The organism is Aliagarivorans taiwanensis DSM 22990 (assembly GCF_000429505.1).
GTDB classification, from domain to species: Bacteria; Pseudomonadota; Gammaproteobacteria; order Enterobacterales; family Celerinatantimonadaceae; genus Aliagarivorans; species Aliagarivorans taiwanensis.
Map to the genome: position 1 here is coordinate 1 of NZ_AUBZ01000005.1, position 23251 is coordinate 23251.

Consider the following 23251-nt stretch of genomic DNA (forward strand, 5'->3'; position numbering starts at 1 on the left):
TGGAGCGCATGAGCGTCATACTCGCCTTTATTGCCACCCGTTTACTGCAGTTACGTTTTATCAAAGAGGTCGAGCCGAACGGCACAACCATGAACTGCGAACACGTGATGAGCACGAAGGCTTGGAAACTGTTGTGGATGAAAACGGTAGGAAAGCCACTACCCACGGGCATTCCGGATATGCACTGGGCTTACGAGAGCCTCGCCAGACTAGGTGGATGGAAAGATACAAAACGAACAGGCCGAGCGTCTGTGAAGGTGTTGTGGGAAGGATGGTTTAAGTTGCAAACCATCCTTGAAGGCTATGAGCTTGCGATGTCTCTTGAGCACGGGGACTTGTGATCAAGAGACAGGCTCACGGGCCGCCTTTTGCTATTCGCCTAGCCTGCTCAACGAGCAAGGCTTAACGGGCTGTTAGCTAGATAGCTTGGCATCAAGCTCTTCAAGCTTAGCCTGCCAAATAGCCGGACCCTCAGCGTGTGCAGAGTTACCGTTGGAATCAACTGCAACCGTCACTGGCATATCTTCAACTTCAAACTCGTAGATCGCTTCCATACCCAGCTCTTCGAAGGCAACCACGCGCGCTTTCTTGATCGCTTTCGATACCAGGTAAGCGGCGCCGCCTACGGCCATCAGGTAAACGCTTTGGTTACGCTTGATAGAGTCAACGGTTGCAGGGCCACGCTCGGCTTTACCGATCATCCCTAGCAGGTTGCACTCTTCCAGCATCATGTCAGAGAACTTGTCCATACGGGTAGAGGTCGTTGGGCCAGCTGGGCCTACCACTTCGTCGCGTACTGCATCTACCGGTCCTACGTAGTAGATAAAGCGGCCATCGAAATCCACGCCTTCTGGCAGGCCTTCACCGGATTCCAGCAGCTCTTTGATGCGCTTGTGAGCCGCATCACGACCGGTCAGGATCTTACCGTTCAGCAGAACAGTCTCACCCATCTTCCACTCGGCGATGTTCTCTTTGGTCAACTCGTCCACGTTAACGCGACGTACGTTGTCACCGACTTCCCAGCTAATCTCCGGCCAGTCTTCCAACTTAGGTTCTTTCAGCTCAGCTGGGCCACTGCCATCAAGGTAGAAGTGCGCGTGACGGGTTGCCGCACAGTTGGGGATCATCACAACTGGCTTAGAGGCTGCGTGAGTCGGGCAAGACTTCACTTTTACATCTAGAACGGTCGTCAGACCGCCCAGACCTTGGGCACCAATACCCAGCTTGTTGACGCGCTCCATCAGCTCCAGACGCAGCTCTTCGTCAGCATTGCTGGCACCACGCGCTTGCAGCTCTTGGATATCGATAGGATCCATCAACGACTCTTTGGCCATCACTGCCGCTTTCTCAGCAGTACCGCCGATACCGATGCCGATCATACCCGGTGGACACCAGCCAGCACCCATGCTTGGCAAGGTCTTAACCACCCAATCAGCTACGCTGTCAGACGGGTTCAGCATCACCATCTTTGATTTGTTTTCGCTACCGCCGCCCTTGGCCGCAACCATGATCTCTACCTTGTCGCCAGCCACCAGCTCGGTGTGCACAACGGCAGGTGAATTGTCGCGGGTGTTTTTGCGCGCGCCGTTAGGGTCGGCAACCACTGAAGCGCGAAGGGTGTTATCGGGGTTGGTGTAAGCACGGCGAACGCCTTCATCCACCATCTCTTGAACAGTCAGGTCTGACTCCCAACGCACATCCATACCCACTTTCACGAAAGCGGTGATAATGCCGGTGTCCTGACAGATTGGACGCTTACCTTGAGCACACATCCGTGAGTTAATAAGGATCTGCGCGATAGCATCTTTGGCTGCTACGCTCTGCTCTTTTTCATAGGCATCGGCCATGGCTTCTACGAAGTCAAGCGGATGGTAGTACGAAATAAATTGCAGCGCATCAGCTACGCTATCGATAAAGTCCTGCTTGCGAATGACAGTCATAGTCTCTCCGTCGTTTTAATTATGAATTCATTTCAACTCTGCCGAGGGGATGCTACTTCTCTGTGTGCGGGCAGAGGTCGTGTTCCATGGTCGCCTATGATAACCTTGCGCCCCGCACTGGGCTAGCGACGCCCATCCGGTTTTGGGCAATTTTGTCGGACGTGCTTGATAAGCAAGCTTTAACTGAACAATCTTTATAAAGAATGGTACGAATTCAACCTCTTTCTCTTACGCTTGACCACATTCTTCCAGCACTTTCGCAACAAGTGTGGAGTTGTTTTTTACAATCGGCCAGCCAAGACCACCCCGATAGCCAGTTCGATATTGTCGTCGCCGACCCCATCGCGACCCTCTGCTACCAAGATGGCCATGGCACGCAGGTTGAAAACGGCGTCGTCACCTCCGTCGATGGCAACCCCTTTACTCAAGCCCAACAGCTACGCCAACGCCTGTTTAGCGAGGCGGAGCATCACGCCCTGCCCTTTATCGGCGGCTGCCTTGGCCTGTGGGGCTACGATTTAGGTCGCAGCCTGGAGCGCTTGCCTGAGATTGCCGAGCAAGATATTGCCACTCCCGATATGGCACTGGGCTACTACGACTGGGCCATCATTCATGATAAAGCCGCCCAGCAGCTGTTGCTCGTAAGCTACTCGCAGGGCCTTACTGAGCAAGCCGCTGATGCCAAGCTAGCCAAACGTCTGGAATGGCTACAGCTACTACAAGCACAAGCGCAGCCGGCGTTTGCGCTAAGCGAGGACTGGCAAAGTAACCTCAGTGAAGCGCAGTACCGCCAGCGCTTTGATCAGGTGCAGGAGTACCTGAAAAGCGGTGATTGCTACGAGATTAACCTGACCCAACGCTTTAGCAGCCGCTACCAAGGTGATGAGTTCGATGCCTACCAACGCTTGTTGGCGGGTAACCAAGCGCCGTTCAGCGCGTTTATGCGTCTGCCACAGAGTTGCATTCTGAGTGTCTCGCCAGAGCGTTTTATCGCTAAACGTGGCAGCACCGTACAAACCAAGCCAATCAAAGGCACCCGTAAACGCGGCGCCACCGCCGAGCATGACCACCAGCAAAAGCAGCAGCTACAGCAATCCGAGAAAGACCAAGCGGAAAACCTGATGATTGTCGACCTACTGCGCAACGACATCGGCCGGGTAGCGACCCCCGGCACGGTGCGAGTACCTAAACTGTTTGAGGTGGAAAGCTTCCCAGCGGTGCACCACTTGGTGAGCACGGTGACTGCAGAGCTGCCTGATAGTGTCAGTGCGGAGCAACTGCTGGCCGCGTGCTTTCCCGGCGGCTCAATCACTGGCGCGCCGAAGATCCGCGCCATGGAGATTATCGAAGAGCTGGAGCCGCATCGACGCAACGCCTACTGTGGTGCTATCGGCTATATCAACCACAATGGTGATATGGACACCAATATCACCATCCGCACCTTGGTGTGCGAGCAGGGGAAAATCCATTGCTGGGCAGGTGGCGCGGTAGTGGTAGACTCTGAAGTAGAACAGGAGTATCAGGAGTGTTTCGACAAACTCAGTCGGATCCTCCCCGCATTGAGCACCTAGCTCGAAGCGATTAATACATAAAAGGCGACATGGACGAGCAACATTACAAACAGCGCTTTGTATTGCAAAGCGCCCTTCCCCATCCCACGGATCCGGCTCGGCAGCCCGCTGCCGTATTACTGGCCATCGATGTTGCCCGCCAACAGTTGCTGCTAACGCGCCGCGCCCGCCATCTGCGCCATCACCCCGGACAGATCAGCCTACCCGGAGGCCGCCACGACCCAGAAGATGCCGACCTGCAAGCCACCGCGCTGCGCGAGGCTTACGAGGAGATTGGCCTTGCCCCACGCTTTGTAAAGGTGTTGGGCGAACTGCCTAAGCGCTCCACCGTTAGTAACTTTACCGTGACCCCCTTTGTCGCCGAGGTGAGTGGCGACTACCAACTTCGACACAACCCAGAAGAAGTAGAGCAGATCTTACAGCTTCCTCTGCAGCCTTTCCTGTACGAGCGCGCCTATCACACCCATGAGATCCAGCGTAACGGCGAGTTGCACAAGGTGCTATTTATCGTGGTAGGTGGCGAGCTGGTGTGGGGCGCAACCGCGCGCATCCTGCATGATTTCGCCCTTCACTGCCAAGCGGGAAGCAAAAATGGCAACAGTGTTTTTTAACGCACATCGTAATCTAGAGCGCATTTTGTAAGAAGGGCCGATTCTATTTCTAGCGGTAGATGCTATGTTTAATGGAATTTGCCACAGATAAGGAAATCGCGTTTTATGGTCAGTGTGTTCGACCTCTTCACCATCGGTATCGGCCCCTCCAGTTCTCACACCGTCGGCCCTATGCGCGCCGCCAAGCGCTTTGTGGACGAGCTTGCTACAACTCACGGCTTGGAGTCCGTCGAGCAGATTAGTGTGGAGCTGTTTGGCTCATTGGGCGCCACCGGTAAAGGCCATGGCACTGGCAAGGCGGTGATTCTAGGCTTAATGGGCGAGCTTCCAGAGAGTATCGACGTCGCCGCGATCCCTGAGCATCTGGCTGCACTTGATCAAAGCGAGCAATTGATGCTGGCAGGCACTCACACCGTGCCTTTCCCTCGCGAAGGGGCCATCCTATTCCACCGTAATAAATCCCTGCCGCAGCACAGCAATGCCCTGACCTTTCACGCACAGTTAAACAGTGGCAGCGCCATCAGCGCCAGTTATTACTCGATTGGTGGCGGCTATATCCTGGAAGAAGGTGAAAGCCCAGCCCGCAAAACTCAGACCTTGCCCCATCCTTTTAGCACCGCCGATGAGCTGCTGGCACTAGCTTCGCGCGAAGGTAAGAGCATCGCCAACTTAATGTTGGATAACGAGCTGACCATGCATAGCGCGCAAGAGATAGACCACTATCTAGAGCAGCTTTGGGCCACCATGCAGGCCTGTGTCAGCGGCGGCATGAACCACGAAGGCATGCTGCCCGGCGGCCTAAAACTGGTACGGCGCGCCCCAGCTATCCACCGTCAACTCAATGCCCAGCGTAGCACTAGCAGCGATCCGTTGAATGTGATGGACTGGGTCAACCTCTATGCCCTAGCGGTAAGCGAAGAGAACGCCGCTGGCGGCCGGGTGGTCACAGCCCCCACCAACGGTGCGGCGGGCATTATTCCCGCGGTACTGCATTACTACGATCACTTCGTCTGCAAACTCGACCCATCGGCTATCCGCCAGTTCTTCTTAACCACCACCGCAATTGGCGCGCTTTACAAACTCAACGCGTCGATTTCCGGTGCAGAAGTCGGCTGTCAGGGCGAAGTGGGCGTGGCCTGCTCCATGGCGGCAGCAGGGCTTACCGCCTTGTTTGGCGGCTCGGCGGCACAGATTGAGAATGCCGCAGAGATTGGCATCGAGCACAATCTGGGGCTGACCTGTGATCCCATTGGCGGCTTGGTACAGGTGCCCTGTATCGAGCGCAACGCAATGGGGGCAATGAAGGCAATCAACGCGGCACGTCTGGCGCTGCGCGGTAGCGGTCAACACAAGGTGTCGCTGGATAAGGCCATCAAGACCATGTGGGAAACCGGCTGCGATATGCAGACCAAATACAAAGAGACCGCCCGTGGCGGCCTCGCAGTGAACATTATCGAGTGTTAAAGGGCGAGCTATTTAATCGGTAGCTCGATATCGGCGAACAAGCGCTCCAGCTCACGTGGGTTCTTCGCCTGCACCGCCAAGTCCACCAAATTGCGGTTCAGGTGCGGAGCGAAGCCTTCGATAAAGTCGTACATATAGGTGCGCAGGAAAGTGCCCTTACGGAAGCAAATCTGTGTGGTGCTTGCCTTGAACAGGTGGCTGCCGTCGATGGCCACCAAGTCGCTGTCCTGCTCTTCGTTAATCGCCATACTGGCCAATACGCCCACACCGATCCCCATGCGCACATAGGTTTTGATAACATCGGCATCGGTGGCAGTGAACACGATCTTCGGCTCTTTACCCGCCTGGTTAAAGGCTTCGTCCAGCTCTGAGCGACCGGTAAATCCGAAGATGTAGGTGACCAACGGGAACTGCGCCAGATGCTCCACGGTAATCTGCTCACCAGAGAGATAACGCTTAGCCAGCTCGTGCTCCTTGGTCACCAGAATACTGCGGTTCCAGTAGTAACATGGCAGCATCACCATATCCGAGAAATAGTGCATCGCCTCGGTGGCAATCGCAAAATCGGCAGTGCCTTTCGAGACCGCTTCATTGATTTGCGCTGGGGTGCCTTGATGCATATTCAGCGACACATTGGGGTAGCGCTTGATAAAGTCTTGGATCACCGAGGGCAGCGCATAGCGCGCTTGGGTGTGGGTGGTAGAGATGTTCAGCGAGCCACGATCGGGATGGGTATGCTGGCTGGCAACCGCCTTAATGCTTTCAACCTTGCCCATGATCTCGTTACTGATGCGGATAATCTCCTTACCCGCGGGCGTCACCTGGCTGAGGTGCTTACCGCTGCGCTTAAATATCTGTACCCCCAACTCGTCCTCAAGCAAGCGGATCTGCTTACTGATCCCCGGTTGTGAGGTGTAGAGACTTTCTGCTGTAGCTGAAACATTTAGGTTGTTGTTAGCTACTTCCACGATATAGCGCAGCTGCTGTAGTTTCATTCCGGCTCCGTCGCCTTTTTTGCCCATGTTAAGGGCTTATTGTTAGTCGTATGGGTATAGATCCATTTGTTATAAGATTAACACGGAACTGGGAAATCGCACTAGCTAATGCGCCTAACTAATTGTGCAGAATTCAGTTTTAGTAATGCAGAGGTGCGCAAGGCGCCAACCAATGCCACCACCAACGCACCACTAATCGGCCCGGCCAACCACAGCGACCAGGCAAGGGTGAGCGGGCTTTCAAACACCCAATACTGAAGGGCATTAAGCAGTAGCTGCGAGCAACACGCCGCCACCACGCCAGCCACCGCACCGAGTAGTACAAACTCCCACACAATACTGGCACGCAGCGTCGCCCTGCCCGCGCCCAAGGTACGCAGCACCACCAACTGGCGCTTACGCTCATCCAATGAGCCTTGGGTTTGTGCCAGCAGCACCAGCGAGCTTGCCACAAGCACAATCGCGAACACCAGCTTGAGCGCCAAGCCGACTTGCTCGACCACGCCCTGCAAGCGGGCGATCAAGGCGGCAACATCAATCACTACTAAAGTTGGAAACTCGCGTAGCAAACCACTTAGCCAGCGGCTGTTGCCCTCCGGCAGATGAAAGGAGCCCATATAGCTATGGCCGAAGTTATCCAGTACGTCGGTGCTCATCAGCACGTAAAAGTTAGGTTGCATGCTATTCCAGTCGACACTGCGCAAGCTGGTCACCGTAACTAAGGCTTCCAGTCCGCCCACCCGGAACAACAGCCGATCGCCCAACTGCAGGCCAAGGCGTTCGGCAAACTCTTGCTCAACCGAGGCTTGCGCCCCTACCTCACTGCCATGCCAACTGCCCGCGACGATCTTATTGTTGTCATCAAGGGTGTCAGCAAAGCTCAGATTCAACTCGCGGCCGGGCCCGGGGCGTCGCTCACTTTGCTTTTCGTCGAACTCATCGCTGCGCTCACGCTGAGACACCGCCTCATCGTTGACGCTGATCAGGCGCCCACGCACCATGGGATAGAGCTGACTCACGCTAAGCTCTGCATCAGCAAACTGCTGTTGGATCTCGGGTAGTTGGTTGGGGGCTATGTTCAACACGAAATGGTTGGGCGCACCTTCGGGTACTTGCTGCTCCCACTGCGCAATCAAATCGCGTTGCACCACCCAAATCAGCAGCGCCAGCATGATGGCAATACTAAAGCCCAGCAGTTGTAACTGGTTACTACTGGCGCGCTGGTAGAGCGAAGAGATCGCAAGGCGCATGCCCAGCGAGCGCGAATGCTCGCGCCAACGGGTCAAGCCTCGCAGCACCAAAGTTTGCAAGCCGACAATCAGCAGTACCGCCAGCATACCGCCGCCCATCAGCAGCAAACTGAGCTGCAACGATGCGCTGTACCAGTACAGCAGCACAAACACCGCAAGCACTATCCATAACGCCACCTGCCAAGGCGCCACCACCGAGGCATCGTGGTCACGCCGAATCACCCTAAGCGGCGCAACACCAAACAGTTGTGCCAGTGTGGGCAAAGTAAACGCCAAGGCGCACAACCAGCCGGTGCCACCGGCAACCAGCAGCGGCCGCCACCACACCATTGGCAGCTCCAAATCCAGGGCCTGACTCGCGACACGACTTAACGGCAGCTGCAATACCGCCCCCAAGGCCAACCCCAACAATACGGCGGTGAGTACAATCAAACACCAATGGGTGAGATAAACCCGCTGGACTTGGCGACGTTGTGCTCCCAACACCTTAAAGATGGCGACCACATCATAGTGGCGGCGGCAGTATAGCCGACTAGCTACAGCAATCGCCGAGGATGCCAGCAGCACACCAATCAAGCCGGCCAGCAACAAGAAGCGTTGCGCGCGTTCCAAGGCCTCACTCAACGGATTCCCAGCAGATTGCACATCCAACAGTCGCTGGTTGTCAGCCAGACGCGGTCGCAGCCACTCATCCAACTGCGTGAGCGACGCCTCGCCACCCGCAAACTGGTAGCGATAGCTTAGGCGGCTGCCCGGTTGGATAACGCCGGTGGCCTCGGCATCTTGGAGGTTGATCAACACCCTTGGCGAGGTCATAAACACACTAAACGGTGCGTCGGGTTCGCGCTCAATCACGCCGCTGACCCGCAGCAGCTTGTCGCCCACTTCGATATCAGCACCGATATCAATGCCTAACTGATAGAACAGCCGCTCTGCCAGCCAGGCCTCGCCCGGCAGCGGCGCTTCGCTGACCTCGCCTTGCGCTAGCAGCGCAGGTCTGATTAACAGCTCGCCACGCAGCGGGTAATTAGCGCTCACCGCCTTTACATTGGCCAACGCCATCTCATCGCCAGCGAACACCATGGTGGGAAACAGCAGCTGCTCTGCATAGTTAAGTTGGCGCTGCGAGGCTTGCTGCTCAAGCGGCAAATCAACTGGATGGGCGCTGCGCACCACCCGATCAGCCGCCAAGAAGTCGCTACTGCGAGATACCAGCGCAGCTTCTACCTGGTAAGTGACCGAGGAGAACAGCCAAACCGAACTCACCGCCAAGATGATGGCCAAACAGACAATAATCAGCTCGCCGCGGCGCAGCTCAGCGATAAACAGGCGCCAGCTTAAACCGTTCATGGCCGCGCCTCAGACAAAGCGCCGCCCGCCATCTGCTGCACCCGGTCACAACGTGCGGCCAAACTTGGGTCGTGAGTCACCAGCACCAAAGTGGTACCCAGTTGTTGGTTTAAGCTGAACAGTAACTCTTCGATGCGATGACCATTATCTGCATCAAGGTTGGCTGAAGGCTCATCAGCAAACAGCACCTCTGGCTGACAAATAAATGCGCGGGCGATGGCCACCCGTTGCTGTTCTCCACCAGAGAGTTGGTTGGGAAAATGACTGGCTCGCTCGCGCAAGCCGACTCGCTCAAGCCACTCGGCAGCTAACGCTTTGGCATCATCCAGACCGCGCAGCTGAGCGGCCAGCATTACATTGTCCAAGGCCGAGAGACTGGGAATTAGCAGAAACTGCTGGAAGATAAAGCCAAGTTTTTCTCGGCGCAGCGTGGCGCGCTGCTCCTCATCCAACTGTTTGAGATTAGCGCCGCATACTGCAATCTCGCCCTCACTGGGCGAGTCCAAGCCGGCCAGCATGCTCAGCAAGGTGGTTTTCCCCGAGCCAGACGCCCCCACAATGGCCACGCTTTCGCCCTGACTAACTTGCAGGTTGATGTCTTTTAACAAGGTGAGTTGTTCGCTGCCAGAGTCGACCCGATGATTGAGTCCTTCGGCATTTATGATTATGTTAGGTGTCTGGTACTGCCCTGTCACAGTGAGATCCTCGGTATGCTTAAGCGGTTGCAGCTGTCTGTCTGCGCAATAAGATTGTCACTAGTTACGCTCGCCGTAGCCCAAAAGACTGCTTTTAAAAATCAGCTAGTTAGAAGTGGGCTTGCTCTTGCCCTCTGTTTTATTTGTATCAGTGTATCGGTTGCTGCGCCAACAAAAATGCTGATTGTAGGCGACAGCCTCAGTGCAGCCTATCGCCTCGATACCCGCCAAGGCTGGGTGGCACTGGCCGAGCAGCAACTGCGGGTTGAGCATCCGGGTTTTGAACTAATTAACGGTAGCGTTAGTGGGGAAACCAGCGCTGGCGGCTTGGCGCGCTTGCCCGCCCTGCTCGATAAGCATGGACCCGATTGGGTATTGATTGAACTCGGTGGCAACGATGGCCTACGCGGCTTTCCCTTGGCGCGTCTGGAGGCCAACCTCAGCGAGATGATCGAATTGGCGCAAGATGCCGGGGCTGACGTGGCGCTGATGCAGATCCGTATTCCTCCCAACTATGGTCGTCGCTACACCGAAGGCTTTGAAAAGCTCTACCCGAGCATCAGCGATAGCTATGACGTGCCACTGCTGCCGTTCTTTATCGAGGAGATAGCCCTGGATAGCGAGCTGATGATGGACGATGGCATCCACCCAAACGCCGAGGCTCAGCCGCTTTTGGCCGACGATATGAAGGATCACATCCTAGAGCTGCTAAAACACTAGCGAGAGAGAAGTTAGCGAGAACAGAAAATTAGGCGCTGCGGGCAAAGCCGAGAGATTGGGCAGTACGCAGCGGCAGCACGCGATCGTGCATCACTTTGATGGTATCAAACTGTTGCAGGTGTTTAATGCCATCTAAGCTCAGTTGCTTGTCGATGTACATCAAGGTGTAGCTCTTTTCGTTGCTCTCCAGCAACACAAACCGACCATTCCCCTCTTGCCCCTGACAGACCACCACTTCGCCCACGGTGAGCTTGGTGAAGTACTGATGAGCAATCGGTTTAAAAAACCAACTCTGCGGCATCATCGGCTTGTGGAACAACACCATCGCAACGGCATTGAGCACCACATGCACTTTAACCGGTGCTGGCCACTCGAATGAATCCAGACCTTCCAAGAAGGCATAATAGAGTTCGGCGTGCTCAGTAGAGAAAGGTTGGTCGCCTTGCGCATAAGGAACGCAACGCTGAGTAGTCAAGGCAGAAACAAACAATAGCTCATCTCCCAACTCCAGTGTCATTGCACTTTTGTCAGGATCAAATAGCCAGTGCCATTGATTGTTTGGGTGAATAAGCATAATGCTCAATAATTGTCCTTGCCTAGTTGCTGTATAAAACTACTACGCAATTTAGGCAAAGACAACGATTATTTGAATAAAATTAGAGCAGTTCAGCAATCTCTTTAATTAACTTTGGCCCTTTATAAATAAAGCCACTATATAGCTGAACTAGCTGAGCACCGGCTTGGATCTTTTCTTTGGCAGCCATGGCCGAATCAATTCCACCCACCCCAACGATTGGGATCTTTTTATTTAAATAATGATCCAATTTGCGGATCACTTCGGTGGACTTCAACTGCACTGGACGACCACTCAGGCCACCCGCCTCTGCCGCATGGGCCATACCGTCGACCATGCTGCGGTCCAGCGTAGTGTTGGTGGCGATAACCCCATCAAGCTGATAGCGAATCAATGAGTCACTAATTTGCTCAATTTCTGACTCATCCAAATCTGGGGCAATTTTAATTAGCAAGGGCACATGCTTATTGAACTTAGCGCTAAGTTGTTGCTTACGCTCAGTTAATGAAGCCAGCAAATCATCCAACGCCTCACCATATTGCAAAGTACGTAGGCCAGGAGTATTTGGGCTAGAGATATTTACGGTAATGTAGTCAGCATGCTCAAACGCCTTATCCATACAGATAAGGTAATCGTCTTTACCATTTTCAACCGAGGTGGTTAAGTTTTTACCAATATTGATCCCTAGCACGCCCTTGTAATTGGATCCTTTTACCTGCTCAACCAAATAATCGATCCCTTTATTGTTAAAGCCCATGCGGTTAATTAAACCTTCGGCTTCAACCAAACGGAAAATACGTGGCTTGGGATTACCATCCTGGGCGCGTGGCGTTACGGTTCCAACCTCAATAAAACCGAAGCCTAAGGCACCAAATGCATCGATACACTCACCGTTTTTATCCAAACCTGCAGCCAGACCAACTGGGTTAGGAAAGGTCAATCCCATGACTTCAACCGGATTATCCTTGATCCGCTGGCGATACATTAGATCCAGTGGGGTACCACCGGTGCGCTTGAACATGTCGATGATCATGTCATGGGCGCGTTCTGGGTTAAGTTGGAAGATGAGTTTACGTGCTAAAGGGTAATACATGCCGGCTCCTAGAATCTCCCCCGAAGGTGCGGGGCTTCGGGGGCGTGATTCTATACTATTTCGCGGCACAATTTAAATTAAGAAGGTTTAATTCTCTCAATAAAACTGGGAATTTAGCGAATTCATGGGTGTTACTGGTTTTAAAATCAGCAAGCATATGATGCCAACGCTCGGTCAAAGCACTATGGCTGGCCAACCAATCCTCCAACGGCGCCTGACTTTGCTGCTGTTTTGCCCAGCGATAAGCACTTTGGCTAAGCTGACGTTGCTGCCAGTCGAGATCCTCACGGAACGAGGCACGCGCCAAGGCTTGCCAGTGATTGTCCACTGCCAGCAAGTTGATCTGCTCTAAGAACCAATGCAGGCCCAATTGGGATCCCAGATTGAAGTACACCGGTGCTAGCTCGCTCACATCGGCCTCGAGCTCTTCGGCGATCTCGGCAAGATCGAGCACCGAATAGGCAGAACTCATTTGCGCTAACTCAGTGGCAATCGCCTCGGGGACTTGCTGCTTCACCAACTGCGCGATGTGCTTGTTGATCTGCTTAACCTCATCATCGGCCAGCACCTTGGAAAGCTGCTGCTGTATCGCCAAGTAACCGGGGCGATAACGCTGCACCTGCTGCGCGATGCTCAAGCTGCGATCACGTAGCGTAAGGAAGCGGCGTGTTGCCCGGCGCAACATGCGGCGGATGCTGTCCATCATCTCCAGCTGCAGCTCTGCACTCACCTGGTTATCCAGCGCCTCGATGGCGGCGAGCAAGTCGCCAAGGCCGAACACCTGCTTGGCAGTGGCGTAGCTGGCGCAGATCTCGGCGGGCATCGCGCCGGTCTCCTCCATCAAGCGGCTAACAAAGTTAAAGCCCACATCATCAACAATTTGGTTGGCTAGACGGGTCGCGACTATCTCATTGCGCAGCGGGTGCTCGTGCATTTGCGCGCTGTAGCGCTTCTGTAGCTGCTCGGGGAAGGAGGCGACCAGTTGTTTGCTTAAGAACGGATCCGCTGTCACCTGCGGATCCAACAACATCTCTTTGAGCGCCATCTTGCCATAGGCCACCAATACCGCCAGCTCTGGACGGGTTAGCCCAACACCAGCCGCTTGGCGTTCAAACAACTCCTCATCACTGGGCAGATACTCCAGGCCACGGTCGAGACGGCCGCTGCGCTCCAGCCAATGCAGGAAGCGCACGATCTCTTTGACCATCGCTGCGCCGGAGCGCTGGCTAATACTGATACTCTGGCTCTGCCGATAGGCATTGGTGAGCACAATACCTGCCACGGTATCGGTCATCTCTTCTAGGGTACGGTTGCGCTGCTTCTCGGTCAGATCGCCATTGCTCACCAGTGCGTTCAACAGGATCTTGATGTTTACTTCGTTGTCTGAGCAGTCCACCCCGCCAACGTTATCGGTGAAATCGGTGTTAATACGGCCACCGTTTAACGCAATCTCGATACGCCCTAGCTGGGTAATACCAAGGTTACCGCCCTCACCGACGATCTTAGCCCCCAACTGACTGCCGTTGATCCGCACCGCGTCATTGGCGCGATCGCCCACATCGATGTTGCTCTCAGTCGAGCCCTTCACATAGGTGCCAATGCCGCCATTCCAGAACAGATCGACCTTAGCTTTTAGCAGCAGTTTGATCAGCTCATTGGGTGTGACGCTCTCTGCGCGGGTGCCCACGAGTTTTTGGATCTCTTTACTCAGGGTGATCGACTTGGCACTGCGCTCAAAGATGCCACCACCCGCGGATATCAGTGATTCGTCATAATCTTTCCAGCTCGAGCGCGGCAGCGCGAACAGCCGTTTGCGCTCGGTATAGCTGGCCTTGGCATTCGGGCTTGGGTCAATGAAGATATGCATATGGTTGAATGCAGCAACCAAGCAGGTGTGCTCTGAGAGCAGCATACCGTTACCGAACACATCGCCAGCCATATCGCCCACCGCGATACAGCTAAAATCGCTGCTCTGACAATCGATGCCCATCTCACGGAAGTGGCGTTTGACCGACTCCCAGGCACCGCGTGCGGTAATGCCCATGCCTTTGTGGTCGTAGCCATTGCTACCGCCCGAGGCAAAGGCGTCGCCCATCCAGAAGTTGTACTCAGCGCTGATTTGGTTGGCGATATCCGAGAAGGTGGCGGTGCCTTTGTCAGCGGCAACCACCAAGTAAGGGTCATCTTCATCGCGCCGAACCACCTGCTCGGGCGCTACAATCTCACCCTGTACGATGTTGTCGCTAATATCGAGTAATCCGCGAATAAAGGTGCGGTAGCAGGCCTTGCCCTCCTCGAGCCATGCCTCTCTATCGCTAGGTGACGGCAGTTGCTTACAGACAAAGCCGCCCTTGGCGCCCACTGGCACGATCACAGTGTTCTTCACCTGCTGGGCTTTCACCAGGCCCAGTACCTCGGTGCGAAAGTCCTCACGGCGGTCTGACCAACGCAGACCGCCCCGGGCAACCTTGCCACCGCGCAGGTGCACACCTTCAACCCGTGGGGAATAAACAAAGATCTCAAACGCCGGCAGTGGCTTGGGCATATCGCTAATCGCCTCTGGCTGGATCTTCATCGAGATATACTCTTTGATCTCTCCTTGGCCATTGCGCTGGTAGAAGTTGGTTCTGAGGGTCGCTTTGATCATTTCCATAAAGCGGCGGATAATCCGGTCGTCATCGAGGTTGCTCACCCCGTCTAGCTGCTCGTTAAGCGAGGCCTCCAGTTTCTTTTCAATCGCTGGTGAGCGCTTGAGCCCAGGGTCAAAACGGCGGCGGAACAGATCGAGCAGCGAAGCCGAAATGCTTGGATACTTAATAAACGCCTGCTCAATATAACGCTGGCTAAAGGTGCTGCCTATTTGGCGCATATACTTGGCGTAGGTTCTCAGCAGAGCCACATCGCGCCCGCTGGCATCGGCGGCCAACACCAGATGGTTAAAGCCATCGTCTTCCAACGAACCGGCCCAGATCTCTGCCAAGGCCTGCTGAAAGCGTTCGCGGCTTTGCTCGATATCCAGCCGCCCTTCCCCGGTGTAAAGCATGGAGAAATCCAACACCCAGTAGTTGCTGCCATCGGCGGTTTTAATCGGATACGGCGCTTCACCAATCACCCGCAGGCCCATGTTCTCGAGCATTGGCAATATGTCACTGAGATGCAGCGGCTCGTTTAAGTGGAACAGTTTAAGGCGCACATGGTTGCTGTCTTCCGGCTCCTCTTGCGGGCGGTAGAACAGCATCCCCAGTTCGGTTTCACTGCCAAGCGCTTCTAGCTGGCAGATATCGGCCACCGCAGAGCCAGGCAGGATATTCTCTTTGTACGAGCGCGGGAAGGCATACTGAAAACGGCTACCCAGCGCATTGGCACGCTCCTCCCCAAAACTGGCAACCAAGGAGTTCAGCAGCCGGTCTTCCCAGGTGCGAGCGGCCTCCATCAGGTTTTGATTGAGCTCGTTCAAGTCATACTCCTGGTGTTGGTTATCGACACGGACAAGATAGTGGGTACGCGCCAGCATGCTCTCGGTAAAATAGGTGGCGAACTCCACTTCGTCGTTGGAGAGAAAATGTTCTTTTAACACGGCCTGACACTGTTGCCGCAAGGCGGTGTTGTAGCGATCCCGGCTCATATAAATCAGGCAAGAATAAAAGCGCCCGTAGATGTCGCGTCGCACAAACAGCTTGATCAAATCACGCTCTTGGATCTGTTCCACGCCGATGCCGGTGGCCAGCAGCTCTTCCTCAGAGGCTTGAATAAGCTCATCGCGCGGGAAGGTCTCCATGATGTTGAGCAGGCTTTTGTAGGCATGGGAGCCGCGTGGCAGCTCCGAGTTAACCATCAAGCGCTCAACCTTTTGGTTGATTAAGGGCACTTCCATCACGCTGCGGTTGTATAGCGACGAGGCATACAGGCCAATGAAGCGGTGCTCGCCCACCACCTTGCCTTTACCATCGAATATCTTGATACCCACATGGTCGATGTAGGCTGGACGATGCACCCGCGACTTATGATTGCTCTTGTTGAGCAGCAGCGGCGTAGTGTTGGTAGCAAGATCGCGCGCCGCCGAGGTATAACTCGACAGAGACACGCTATGGCTTTTGTAGATACTGCGGTAAAGCCCAAGGCTGCTCTCGTCGTTAGGCACTAAGTTCAAGTCGCCCTTGCTTTGCTTAAGCTCGTAGCGACGATAGCCCATCAAGGTAAAGTTGTTGTCAGCCAGCCAATCGAGAAAGGCCACCGCCTGCGCCAGTTGATGGGTATCAGCTTTGCCCTTGGTTTTGGCCAGCTCATCGGAAACCTGCTTGAGCAGGCTGAGCATCCCCTGCCAATCGTTCACCACCACCGCGACTTCATCGAGCACCTTGGACAGCTCCATACTCAACGCTCGTAGCTGGGCGACATCGCTTTGCCGGTCGATCTCAATCATAAACACCGTCTGGTTGCCAAGCTCTTGATGCTCAACATCGTGCACCGCGCTGATATGTTGCTTGTCGTCCCGGTCGAGGCGCATTGGTTGGTGTAGCAGTACGTGGGTTGAGATACCGCTGCGACTGAGCGCCATGCGGATCGAATCCACCAAGAACGGCGAATCCGGCACAATGATTTCGATGATGGTATGGGTCGATTGCCAGCCATGCTTCGCCAGCTCCGGGTTATACACCTTGATATGCCGCTCACAGGTTGAGGTGCGATTGAGCGCCTTCCATAAGCCCACTCCCATACCGTATAGATCGCTATGGTTGCGTTGGGTGAGATCTTCAAGGCTCAAACCAGAGAACAGGCGGCTGAGAAAATTCTCCACCAACGGGGCCGAAGCCGCTGGCATTTTGTCAGCAATAGTTTGATAGACGTTTTGCAATAGAACAGAGCGGGAATGCTGTGAGCGGGTCATTCAACCCTCCTTGTCAAAACGAAAGACAGTGTGGTCTAACGTTAGTTAAGTCACTGCTTAGATTGTAGAAACAATTGCTTAGCTTGGAAGTGATGAGAGCGAGGTTTTTCCCGGCCCTGATACTAAAGTGTGAAGTATATTTGAATCAGGGGCTTAGCGGCGTTTAAGGGAGACAAACTTATTGTTGTCATCAACCGTTAAGGTGAACGAACCGACAATGCCAGTGGGGGCCAAAAATGGCAAAAAACGCAGCGCCGGGATCTGAATACGTTTACCGTAAATATCGGTGACCAATACATTACTGGCAGCACCGGTATAGACCGCTTCAAAATCCTGATACGAGATGCGTATAGAGAAATGAAATTGCTTCATGGAATAATCCAGGGGAGCAACGCTCCCCCTTATTTGCTACTTACTATTCGCTAAGCGTAAACGCCGCGCCTACTCCTGCAACTGAGCTAGTGCCTTATCGACTTTCTCGAACAGGTCTTTACTCAGGTCGGGCAGCGCTAGCAGTTTCTTCAACTGCTTGATAATCAGCGCCTTACGGGCTGCATCGAGCTTCTTGGTTTGAATTAGCGGAGTAATCAAACGCGCTGCTACCTGCGGGTTACTGCTGTTCAAACGGGTCAGGATCTCGCCGAGAAATGCATAGCCCGAACCATCCTTCGCGTGGAAGTACCGCGGGTTGGCCGCGCAGAATGCGCCTACTAGCGAGCGCAAGCGATTGGGGTTATCGAAGCTAAAGCTCGGGTGGCTCATCAGCTCGCGCACCCGCAGCAACACATCGTCGCGATGCTGACAGGCTTGCAGGCTAAACCACTTATCCATCACCAGCCCATCGTGCTGCCACTGCTGCTCGTAATCGCCAAACATGGCATCACGCTCGGCAATCTTCGCCCGGTTCGCCGCGCCCAGCGCCGCCAGTTTATCGGTCATGAGATGGCTATTTTGGTAGACATCGACAATCAGACCCGGTTTGCTAAAGCCCAGATAAGCTAGGCAAACGCCTCGCAGTGCGCGCCAGCCCATATCGGCATGACTCAGGCTTTGCTGATCGTGTTTTTGGCACTCTAGCTCTAGCTGTTCAAACTGGGCATCCAGCGACTCAGACAGGCTCTCAAACAAGAAGTCGCGCGCGGTGGCAATCGCATCAATATCTACCTCATCGAAGCTGTCTGCCAGCTCCGATTCACTCGGTAGCGTGAGGAGCTCCGCTTTAAAGGCAGCGTCCATCGATTGCTGCAGGATACTCTCAACCAAGCTGATAAGCTCAGCGGGAATACGTAGCTGCTCACCGGCTTGCAATACGCCTACCGCCTCTTGCATCCACATCACCACAATGCTCTGCATGGCATCCCAACGCGCGAAGCTGTTGTGGGCGTGTTCCACGATATGCATCAACTCGGCAAAGCTGTAGTTGCTCTCCAAGCGCACTGGCGCGGAGAAATCCTGCAGCGCGACGACCACCGGCTTGCTGCCAACGTTGTCGAACTCCCAGCTTTGACGCTCTTCGGTGAGATGCAGCACCGGCGATACCTCGGCGCCATCCACCGATAGCGTAATGCTCTCGCCATCGGCGCTGAGCAGCTCGATGGATACCGGAATATGCAGCGGCAGTTTATCTTGTTGATCGGCAGTGACTGGCGTGCGCTGACTAAGCTCAAGGGTGTAGCGCTTATTGGCCAGATCGTAGTGACCCGATAGACTCACCACCGGGGTACCGCTTTGGCTGTACCAGCGTTTAAACAATGTGAGGTCCACACCGCTGGCATCTTGCATCGCCGCGACAAAATCATCACAGGTCACCGCCTGCCCATCGTGACGCTTCACATATAGCTGCATGCCCTTTTGGAAGGCCTGCTCGCCGAGCAAGGTGTGCAGCATGCGGATCACTTCCGAGCCCTTCTCATATACGGTCAGGGTGTAAAAGTTATTCATTTCGATAACTTTGTCGGGGCGGATCGGGTGCGCCATTGGCCCCGCGTCTTCGGCAAATTGGTGGCCACGCAAGATCCGAACGTTCTTGATGCGGTTAACCGCGCGTGAGCCCAGATCAGAGCTGAACTCTTGATCGCGAAATACCGTTAAGCCCTCTTTGAGTGACAGCTGGAACCAATCACGGCAAGTAATTCGGTTGCCGGTCCAGTTATGGAAGTACTCGTGGCCGATTACAGCCTCAATACCCAAGAAGTCGCTGTCAGTCGCAGTGGCTTTGTTGGCCAGCACATACTTGGAGTTAAAGACGTTAAGCCCTTTGTTCTCCATGGCGCCCATGTTGAAGAAGTCCACCGCAACGATCATGTAGATGTCGAGGTCGTACTCCAGACCAAAGCGCTGTTCGTCCCAGGCCATGGCATTTTTAAGCGACAACATAGCGTGATCGGCGCGATCCAGGTTGCCGCGATCAACGAACAGTTGCAGCGCTACCTCTCGGCCAGAGCGGGTGGTAAAGCGGTCTTCCAGCAGGTCGAAATCGCCTGCGACCAGCGCAAACAAGTAGCTTGGTTTCGGGAACGGGTCTTCCCAGCGTACCCAGTGATAGCCGTTCTCCCCTTCACCGCTATCTACCTTGTTGCCGTTGGACAGCAATAACGGAAAGCCCGCTTTGGGTGCGTGCACGGTGGTGGTGTACTTGGCCAGCACATCAGGGCGGTCCAGGAAGTAGGTAATCCGGCGAAAGCCCTCGGCTTCACATTGGGTGCAGTAGGCATCGCCAGAGAGATACAGCCCTTCCAGCGCTTTGTTCTCGGCCGGGGCTATCTCGGTGACAATCTCAAGTTCAAACTGCTCGGGCACCGATTTAAGCTCTAGCTGCCCTTGGGCGTTGTGTTCAAACTCGCTGTAATCTTGGCCATCAATTTTCAGGCTTAGCAATTGAAGCTGTTCGCCATCGAGGCACAGCGGACCGTCAGCGATACGACGAACCAAGGAACGTGCTGTAACCCGGGTCGAAGCGGGGTCGAGATAGAAGTCCAGCGCCACGCTATCGATGGTAAACGCGGGGCCCTGATAATCAGCACGATATTTGGCTTTTGGCTGCATGATCATTCCTTTAGAAACACTTAGGCGCTCACTATAACAAAAAAAGCCTGCGCAAAAACGCAGGCTTTTATCGAAATACGGCTTGGTTTAGCGGAAGGCGTTAACAAACACAACGCTAATCGCAACTGGCGCCACGTACTTCAGACAACCGAAGAAGTAATTCCAGTTGTTCTTGCTCATCGCCATGCTCTTCTCTAAGCGATCTTCACACATTACCCAGCCAACAAATACCGCTACAAGCAAGCCGCCCAATGGCAACATCACCGCTTCGGTCAGCTTGTCGATAACACCAAAGAAGTTAGTCTCCCAACCCATTAGGGTAATGCTCACCCACTCTTGCTCGGTGAACGAGGCAACGGTTAGCAGACTCATTACCCAGATTACGGTACCGGCAGTCCAGCTCGCTTTAGCACGCTCAAAGCCACGACGCTCTACCAGATAAGCCGCCGCAGATTCCATCAGCGCCATCGCTGAGGTAAATGCAGCCACTACAATCATGGCGAAGAACAGAGTTGATACCAGGCTACCCAGCGGCATGGTGCCGAAGGCGATTGGCAGTGATACGAACAGCAGACCCGGACCGGCGCCAGGCTCAATGCCATTGGCGAATACGATTGGGTAGATGGCCAGGCCCGCCATCAGCGCCACCAAGGTGTCCATTGCGGCAATTGCGAACGAGGTCTTGGTGATAGAGGTACCTTCTGGCAGGTAGGCGCCGTACATGATCATGATCCCTGAAGACAGGCTCAGCGTGAAGAACGCGTGACCCAAGGCAATCAGCACGCCTTGTACCGTGAGCTTGGAGAAATCAGGGTAGAACATAAAGCGCGCAGCTTCACCGAAAGCACCGGTGGCCGCCGCGTAAACCATCACGATAGCCAACAGGATGAACAGTGCAGGCATTAGCATGGAGATGCTCTTCTCCAGACCTTTGTTTACGCCCTTAGCCAGAATGCCGGCAGTACCGAAGGTCACAATGCTTGACCACAGGATCAGCTGCCAAGGGTCAGCTAGCAGTGCACCGAACAACGCGCCTACAGCATCCGCATCACCTGCTGCAGCGGCAATTTCACCAGTAACCGACTTACCGACATAGGCTACCGCCCAACCGGCGATCACTACGTAGAAGCTGAGGATTAAGAAGCCTGCTAGCACACCCATACCGCCAATCATGCCCCAATGGCGTGAACGACCATGCGCCTCGGCAACTTTTGCCATAGCGTTGGCGGGCGTAGAGCGGCCCTGTTTACCGATGTACACTTCGGCCATCATCACTGGCACGCCAATCAGGGCGATACAGATTAGATAAACCAGAACGAAGGCGCCACCACCGTGCTCGCCCATGATATAAGGGAAACGCCAGATGTTCCCCAAGCCGACTGCGGCACCCGTCGCCGCCAAGATGTAAGCAAAGTTACTCGACCAACGGCCGCTTACAGATGTGTTGTTACTCATTATTTTCTCTTATGTTGTGTTTACAGATTTATCCCTAACTGCAAAGAAAATAATAAGTGATATACGCCACTCGATCTTCAAACCGCAGTGTTAATTGCTACCTTTCGAGCAAAAACCCTGAATTTTTAGTCGAAAAATAAGCGAATTAGCGTTTATTTAATCTAGATTTGATTTATTTGATGAAGCAGCCAGCTCGCTATTGTATGACAATTGTTTTTCAAGCCAACGTCGCTCTTGTTGCAAGATTGGATGAACCACCCGCCGGGCGCGTACATCATCGCGCAGCGCACGACTGAGCGACACGCCATTTGAAAGGTGGGCAAAGGGCAGTAATTGTTCCCCCACTTTGATAAAGCCAGCCAGGTTAATGACCCCATCCACATAGCCACTTTTGGCGTAGATCGCAGATTTAAGCGGCTCGTAACGAACACTACGGCGATACTTCAATGTGCCTGACTCACCGGATACTGGCAGCAGCGCAATCAAGGGCTTTAGCTCAGGGTCGTGTTGCCAGGTCTGCAGCAGCGCAACTAAGAAATCAGCACTGACCAAGTTCTCGCGCGACAGGCCTGAACCATCGCGGATCACCAAGCGCTCCGTCGGAAGGCCCAACTCCGCAAGGGAGGTTTTCATCACATCGGCCGCCGCTGTATAAGTACTCGCCCTGCCTTGCTGATTAGCAAGCTGACGGAACAAGGCATCGGCATATAGATTGTTTGAATCCTGCAGTACCTCTTCTAGTAACACCGGCAGGTGCTCTGAATGATGCGTCACGGTATGGGTAAGCACCGGCAGCGAGTCTACAAACTCCACACTGCCCACACTCATACCTAAGGCGCGCAGCTGACGCTGCAGCTTGGTGACAAAGTATGCCCGTTCATCGTTTATCGAAAAGCGCAATGGCAAGACACCCTTATCAACATTTCGACAGCCGCTGAGGCGATAGCGGTTATCGGGCTCGATATGCAAATTGACCTCGCAATCACGCTGCTCACTGGCCACCGTCATCACCTCCCCCACCAAGTCCACCACGCCTGCATCACCGCTTTTAAGTCGGGCCGGTTGGCCAACCGCTGCCGGTGTCACGCTGCCATCAATACAGTTTCCATCGATGGTCAGGCTCGATACCGGTGAGGCGAAGCACATTCCCATATCGTTCCAAAGCTGACCTCTGGCACGGGTGTGGCCTTGGTAGCGACCGGTCTCGACCAACAAACGCTTGATTTGCTTACCCGAGCTGTCCCGGTATTGGCGAAGCAGACTGCCTAGTGCGTCAGAGCTGAAGCTGGGATCACCAGACATATGCAAATGCACTTGCTGGTTTTGATAGCTCAGCTGGGTGGTAAAACGAAAATCACTGCCAAGCACTTTGGTGGCTGCGGTAGCAGTTAACAGCTTGAGGGTACTGGCTGGCGTCATCAACAACTGACTGTGTTGACTGCCAGAAGGACCGATGTAGGCAATCAGAGCCTGCTCAACGACTGGTTCAGGGACTGGCTCAGCGGCGAACACTGGAGAGAGAATAAACAAGAAGAGTAATAGCCGAGCGCGATTAATAAGGGCCATCAGAGTCTGGGGCTAGGAATGAGTTAATCGCAGT

Annotated in this window: 15 protein-coding genes and 1 pseudogene; 5 read left to right on the plus strand and 11 right to left on the minus strand. The window is 54.3% G+C overall.

What is annotated here, in order from left to right:
- Positions 1–341, plus strand: a pseudogene (locus G462_RS21765) (IS4 family transposase); the annotation flags it as partial.
- 72 nt (positions 342–413) lie between these two features.
- Here G462_RS21765 and G462_RS0104805 read toward each other — a convergent pair.
- Complete coding sequence (locus G462_RS0104805; protein WP_026957980.1) at positions 414–1940, minus strand: fumarate hydratase; 1527 nt, start codon at positions 1938–1940, stop codon at positions 414–416.
- Positions 1941–2143: 203 nt separating this feature from the next.
- On the opposite strand from G462_RS0104805, the gene pabB reads away from it, so the two are divergent.
- From pabB to G462_RS0104820, 3 genes are all read left to right on the plus strand, one after another.
- Positions 2144–3511, plus strand: a complete 1368-nt coding sequence (gene pabB / locus G462_RS0104810) for an aminodeoxychorismate synthase component I (RefSeq protein WP_026957981.1) — start codon at positions 2144–2146, stop codon at positions 3509–3511.
- A 29-nt stretch (positions 3512–3540) separates the two neighbouring features.
- Positions 3541–4122 carry a CoA pyrophosphatase gene (locus G462_RS0104815; protein WP_026957982.1) on the plus strand — a complete coding sequence of 194 codons (582 nt, stop codon included), beginning with the start codon at positions 3541–3543 and terminating at the stop codon, positions 4120–4122.
- Positions 4123–4227: 105 nt separating this feature from the next.
- Positions 4228–5586 carry an L-serine ammonia-lyase gene (locus tag G462_RS0104820; protein ID WP_026957983.1) on the plus strand — a complete coding sequence of 453 codons (1359 nt, stop codon included), beginning with the start codon at positions 4228–4230 and terminating at the stop codon, positions 5584–5586.
- A gap of 8 nt (positions 5587–5594) precedes the next feature.
- Here the strand turns inward: G462_RS0104820 and cysB are convergent, their stop codons facing one another.
- From cysB to G462_RS0104835, 3 genes are all read right to left on the minus strand, one after another.
- Positions 5595–6581 (minus strand): HTH-type transcriptional regulator CysB, encoded by a 987-nt coding sequence (cysB, locus tag G462_RS0104825; RefSeq protein ID WP_026957984.1) that lies wholly within the window; start codon positions 6579–6581, stop codon positions 5595–5597.
- Between the two features lie 101 nt (positions 6582–6682).
- The gene (locus G462_RS0104830) at positions 6683–9181 is read right to left on the minus strand and encodes an ABC transporter permease (RefSeq protein WP_026957985.1); all 2499 of its coding nucleotides are present in this window, start codon (positions 9179–9181) and stop codon (positions 6683–6685) included.
- Entirely contained in the window at positions 9178–9876 is a 699-nt protein-coding gene (locus G462_RS0104835; protein ID WP_425393724.1) for an ABC transporter ATP-binding protein, read from the minus strand. Before G462_RS0104835 ends, G462_RS0104830 begins: the two co-directional genes overlap by 4 nt.
- A 177-nt stretch (positions 9877–10053) precedes the next feature.
- Here G462_RS0104835 and G462_RS0104840 point away from each other — a divergent pair, with 177 nt between their 5' ends.
- Complete coding sequence (locus G462_RS0104840; RefSeq protein ID WP_051326534.1) at positions 10054–10596, plus strand: arylesterase; 543 nt, start codon at positions 10054–10056, stop codon at positions 10594–10596.
- 28 nt (positions 10597–10624) lie between these two features.
- Here G462_RS0104840 and G462_RS0104845 read toward each other — a convergent pair whose 3' ends face one another.
- The 7 genes from G462_RS0104845 to dacB all read right to left on the minus strand — a co-directional run bounded on the left by G462_RS0104845 (position 10625) and on the right by dacB (position 23217).
- Positions 10625–11170, minus strand: a complete 546-nt coding sequence (locus G462_RS0104845; RefSeq protein WP_026972578.1) for a cell division protein ZapC domain-containing protein — start codon at positions 11168–11170, stop codon at positions 10625–10627.
- An 82-nt stretch (positions 11171–11252) separates the two neighbouring features.
- Positions 11253–12263, minus strand: a complete 1011-nt coding sequence (gene pyrD, locus G462_RS0104850; RefSeq protein ID WP_026957989.1) for a quinone-dependent dihydroorotate dehydrogenase — start codon at positions 12261–12263, stop codon at positions 11253–11255.
- Positions 12264–12318: 55 nt separating this feature from the next.
- Positions 12319–17151 (minus strand): NAD-glutamate dehydrogenase, encoded by a 4833-nt coding sequence (locus G462_RS0104855; RefSeq protein WP_026957990.1) that lies wholly within the window; start codon positions 17149–17151, stop codon positions 12319–12321.
- A gap of 153 nt (positions 17152–17304) precedes the next feature.
- A complete protein-coding gene (locus tag G462_RS0104860; RefSeq protein WP_026957991.1) occupies positions 17305–17523 on the minus strand; it encodes a DUF2835 domain-containing protein in 219 nt (72 codons plus the stop codon).
- Between the two features lie 69 nt (positions 17524–17592).
- A complete protein-coding gene (gene pepN, locus G462_RS0104865) occupies positions 17593–20202 on the minus strand; it encodes an aminopeptidase N (protein WP_026957992.1) in 2610 nt (869 codons plus the stop codon).
- 81 nt (positions 20203–20283) lie between these two features.
- Positions 20284–21651, minus strand: coding sequence for a sodium-dependent transporter (locus G462_RS0104870; RefSeq protein WP_026957993.1), 1368 nt, complete (start codon positions 21649–21651; stop codon positions 20284–20286).
- Positions 21652–21807: 156 nt separating this feature from the next.
- Positions 21808–23217, minus strand: a complete 1410-nt coding sequence (gene dacB / locus G462_RS0104875; RefSeq protein ID WP_026957994.1) for a D-alanyl-D-alanine carboxypeptidase/D-alanyl-D-alanine endopeptidase — start codon at positions 23215–23217, stop codon at positions 21808–21810.
- Between the last annotated feature and the right edge of the window lie 34 nt (positions 23218–23251).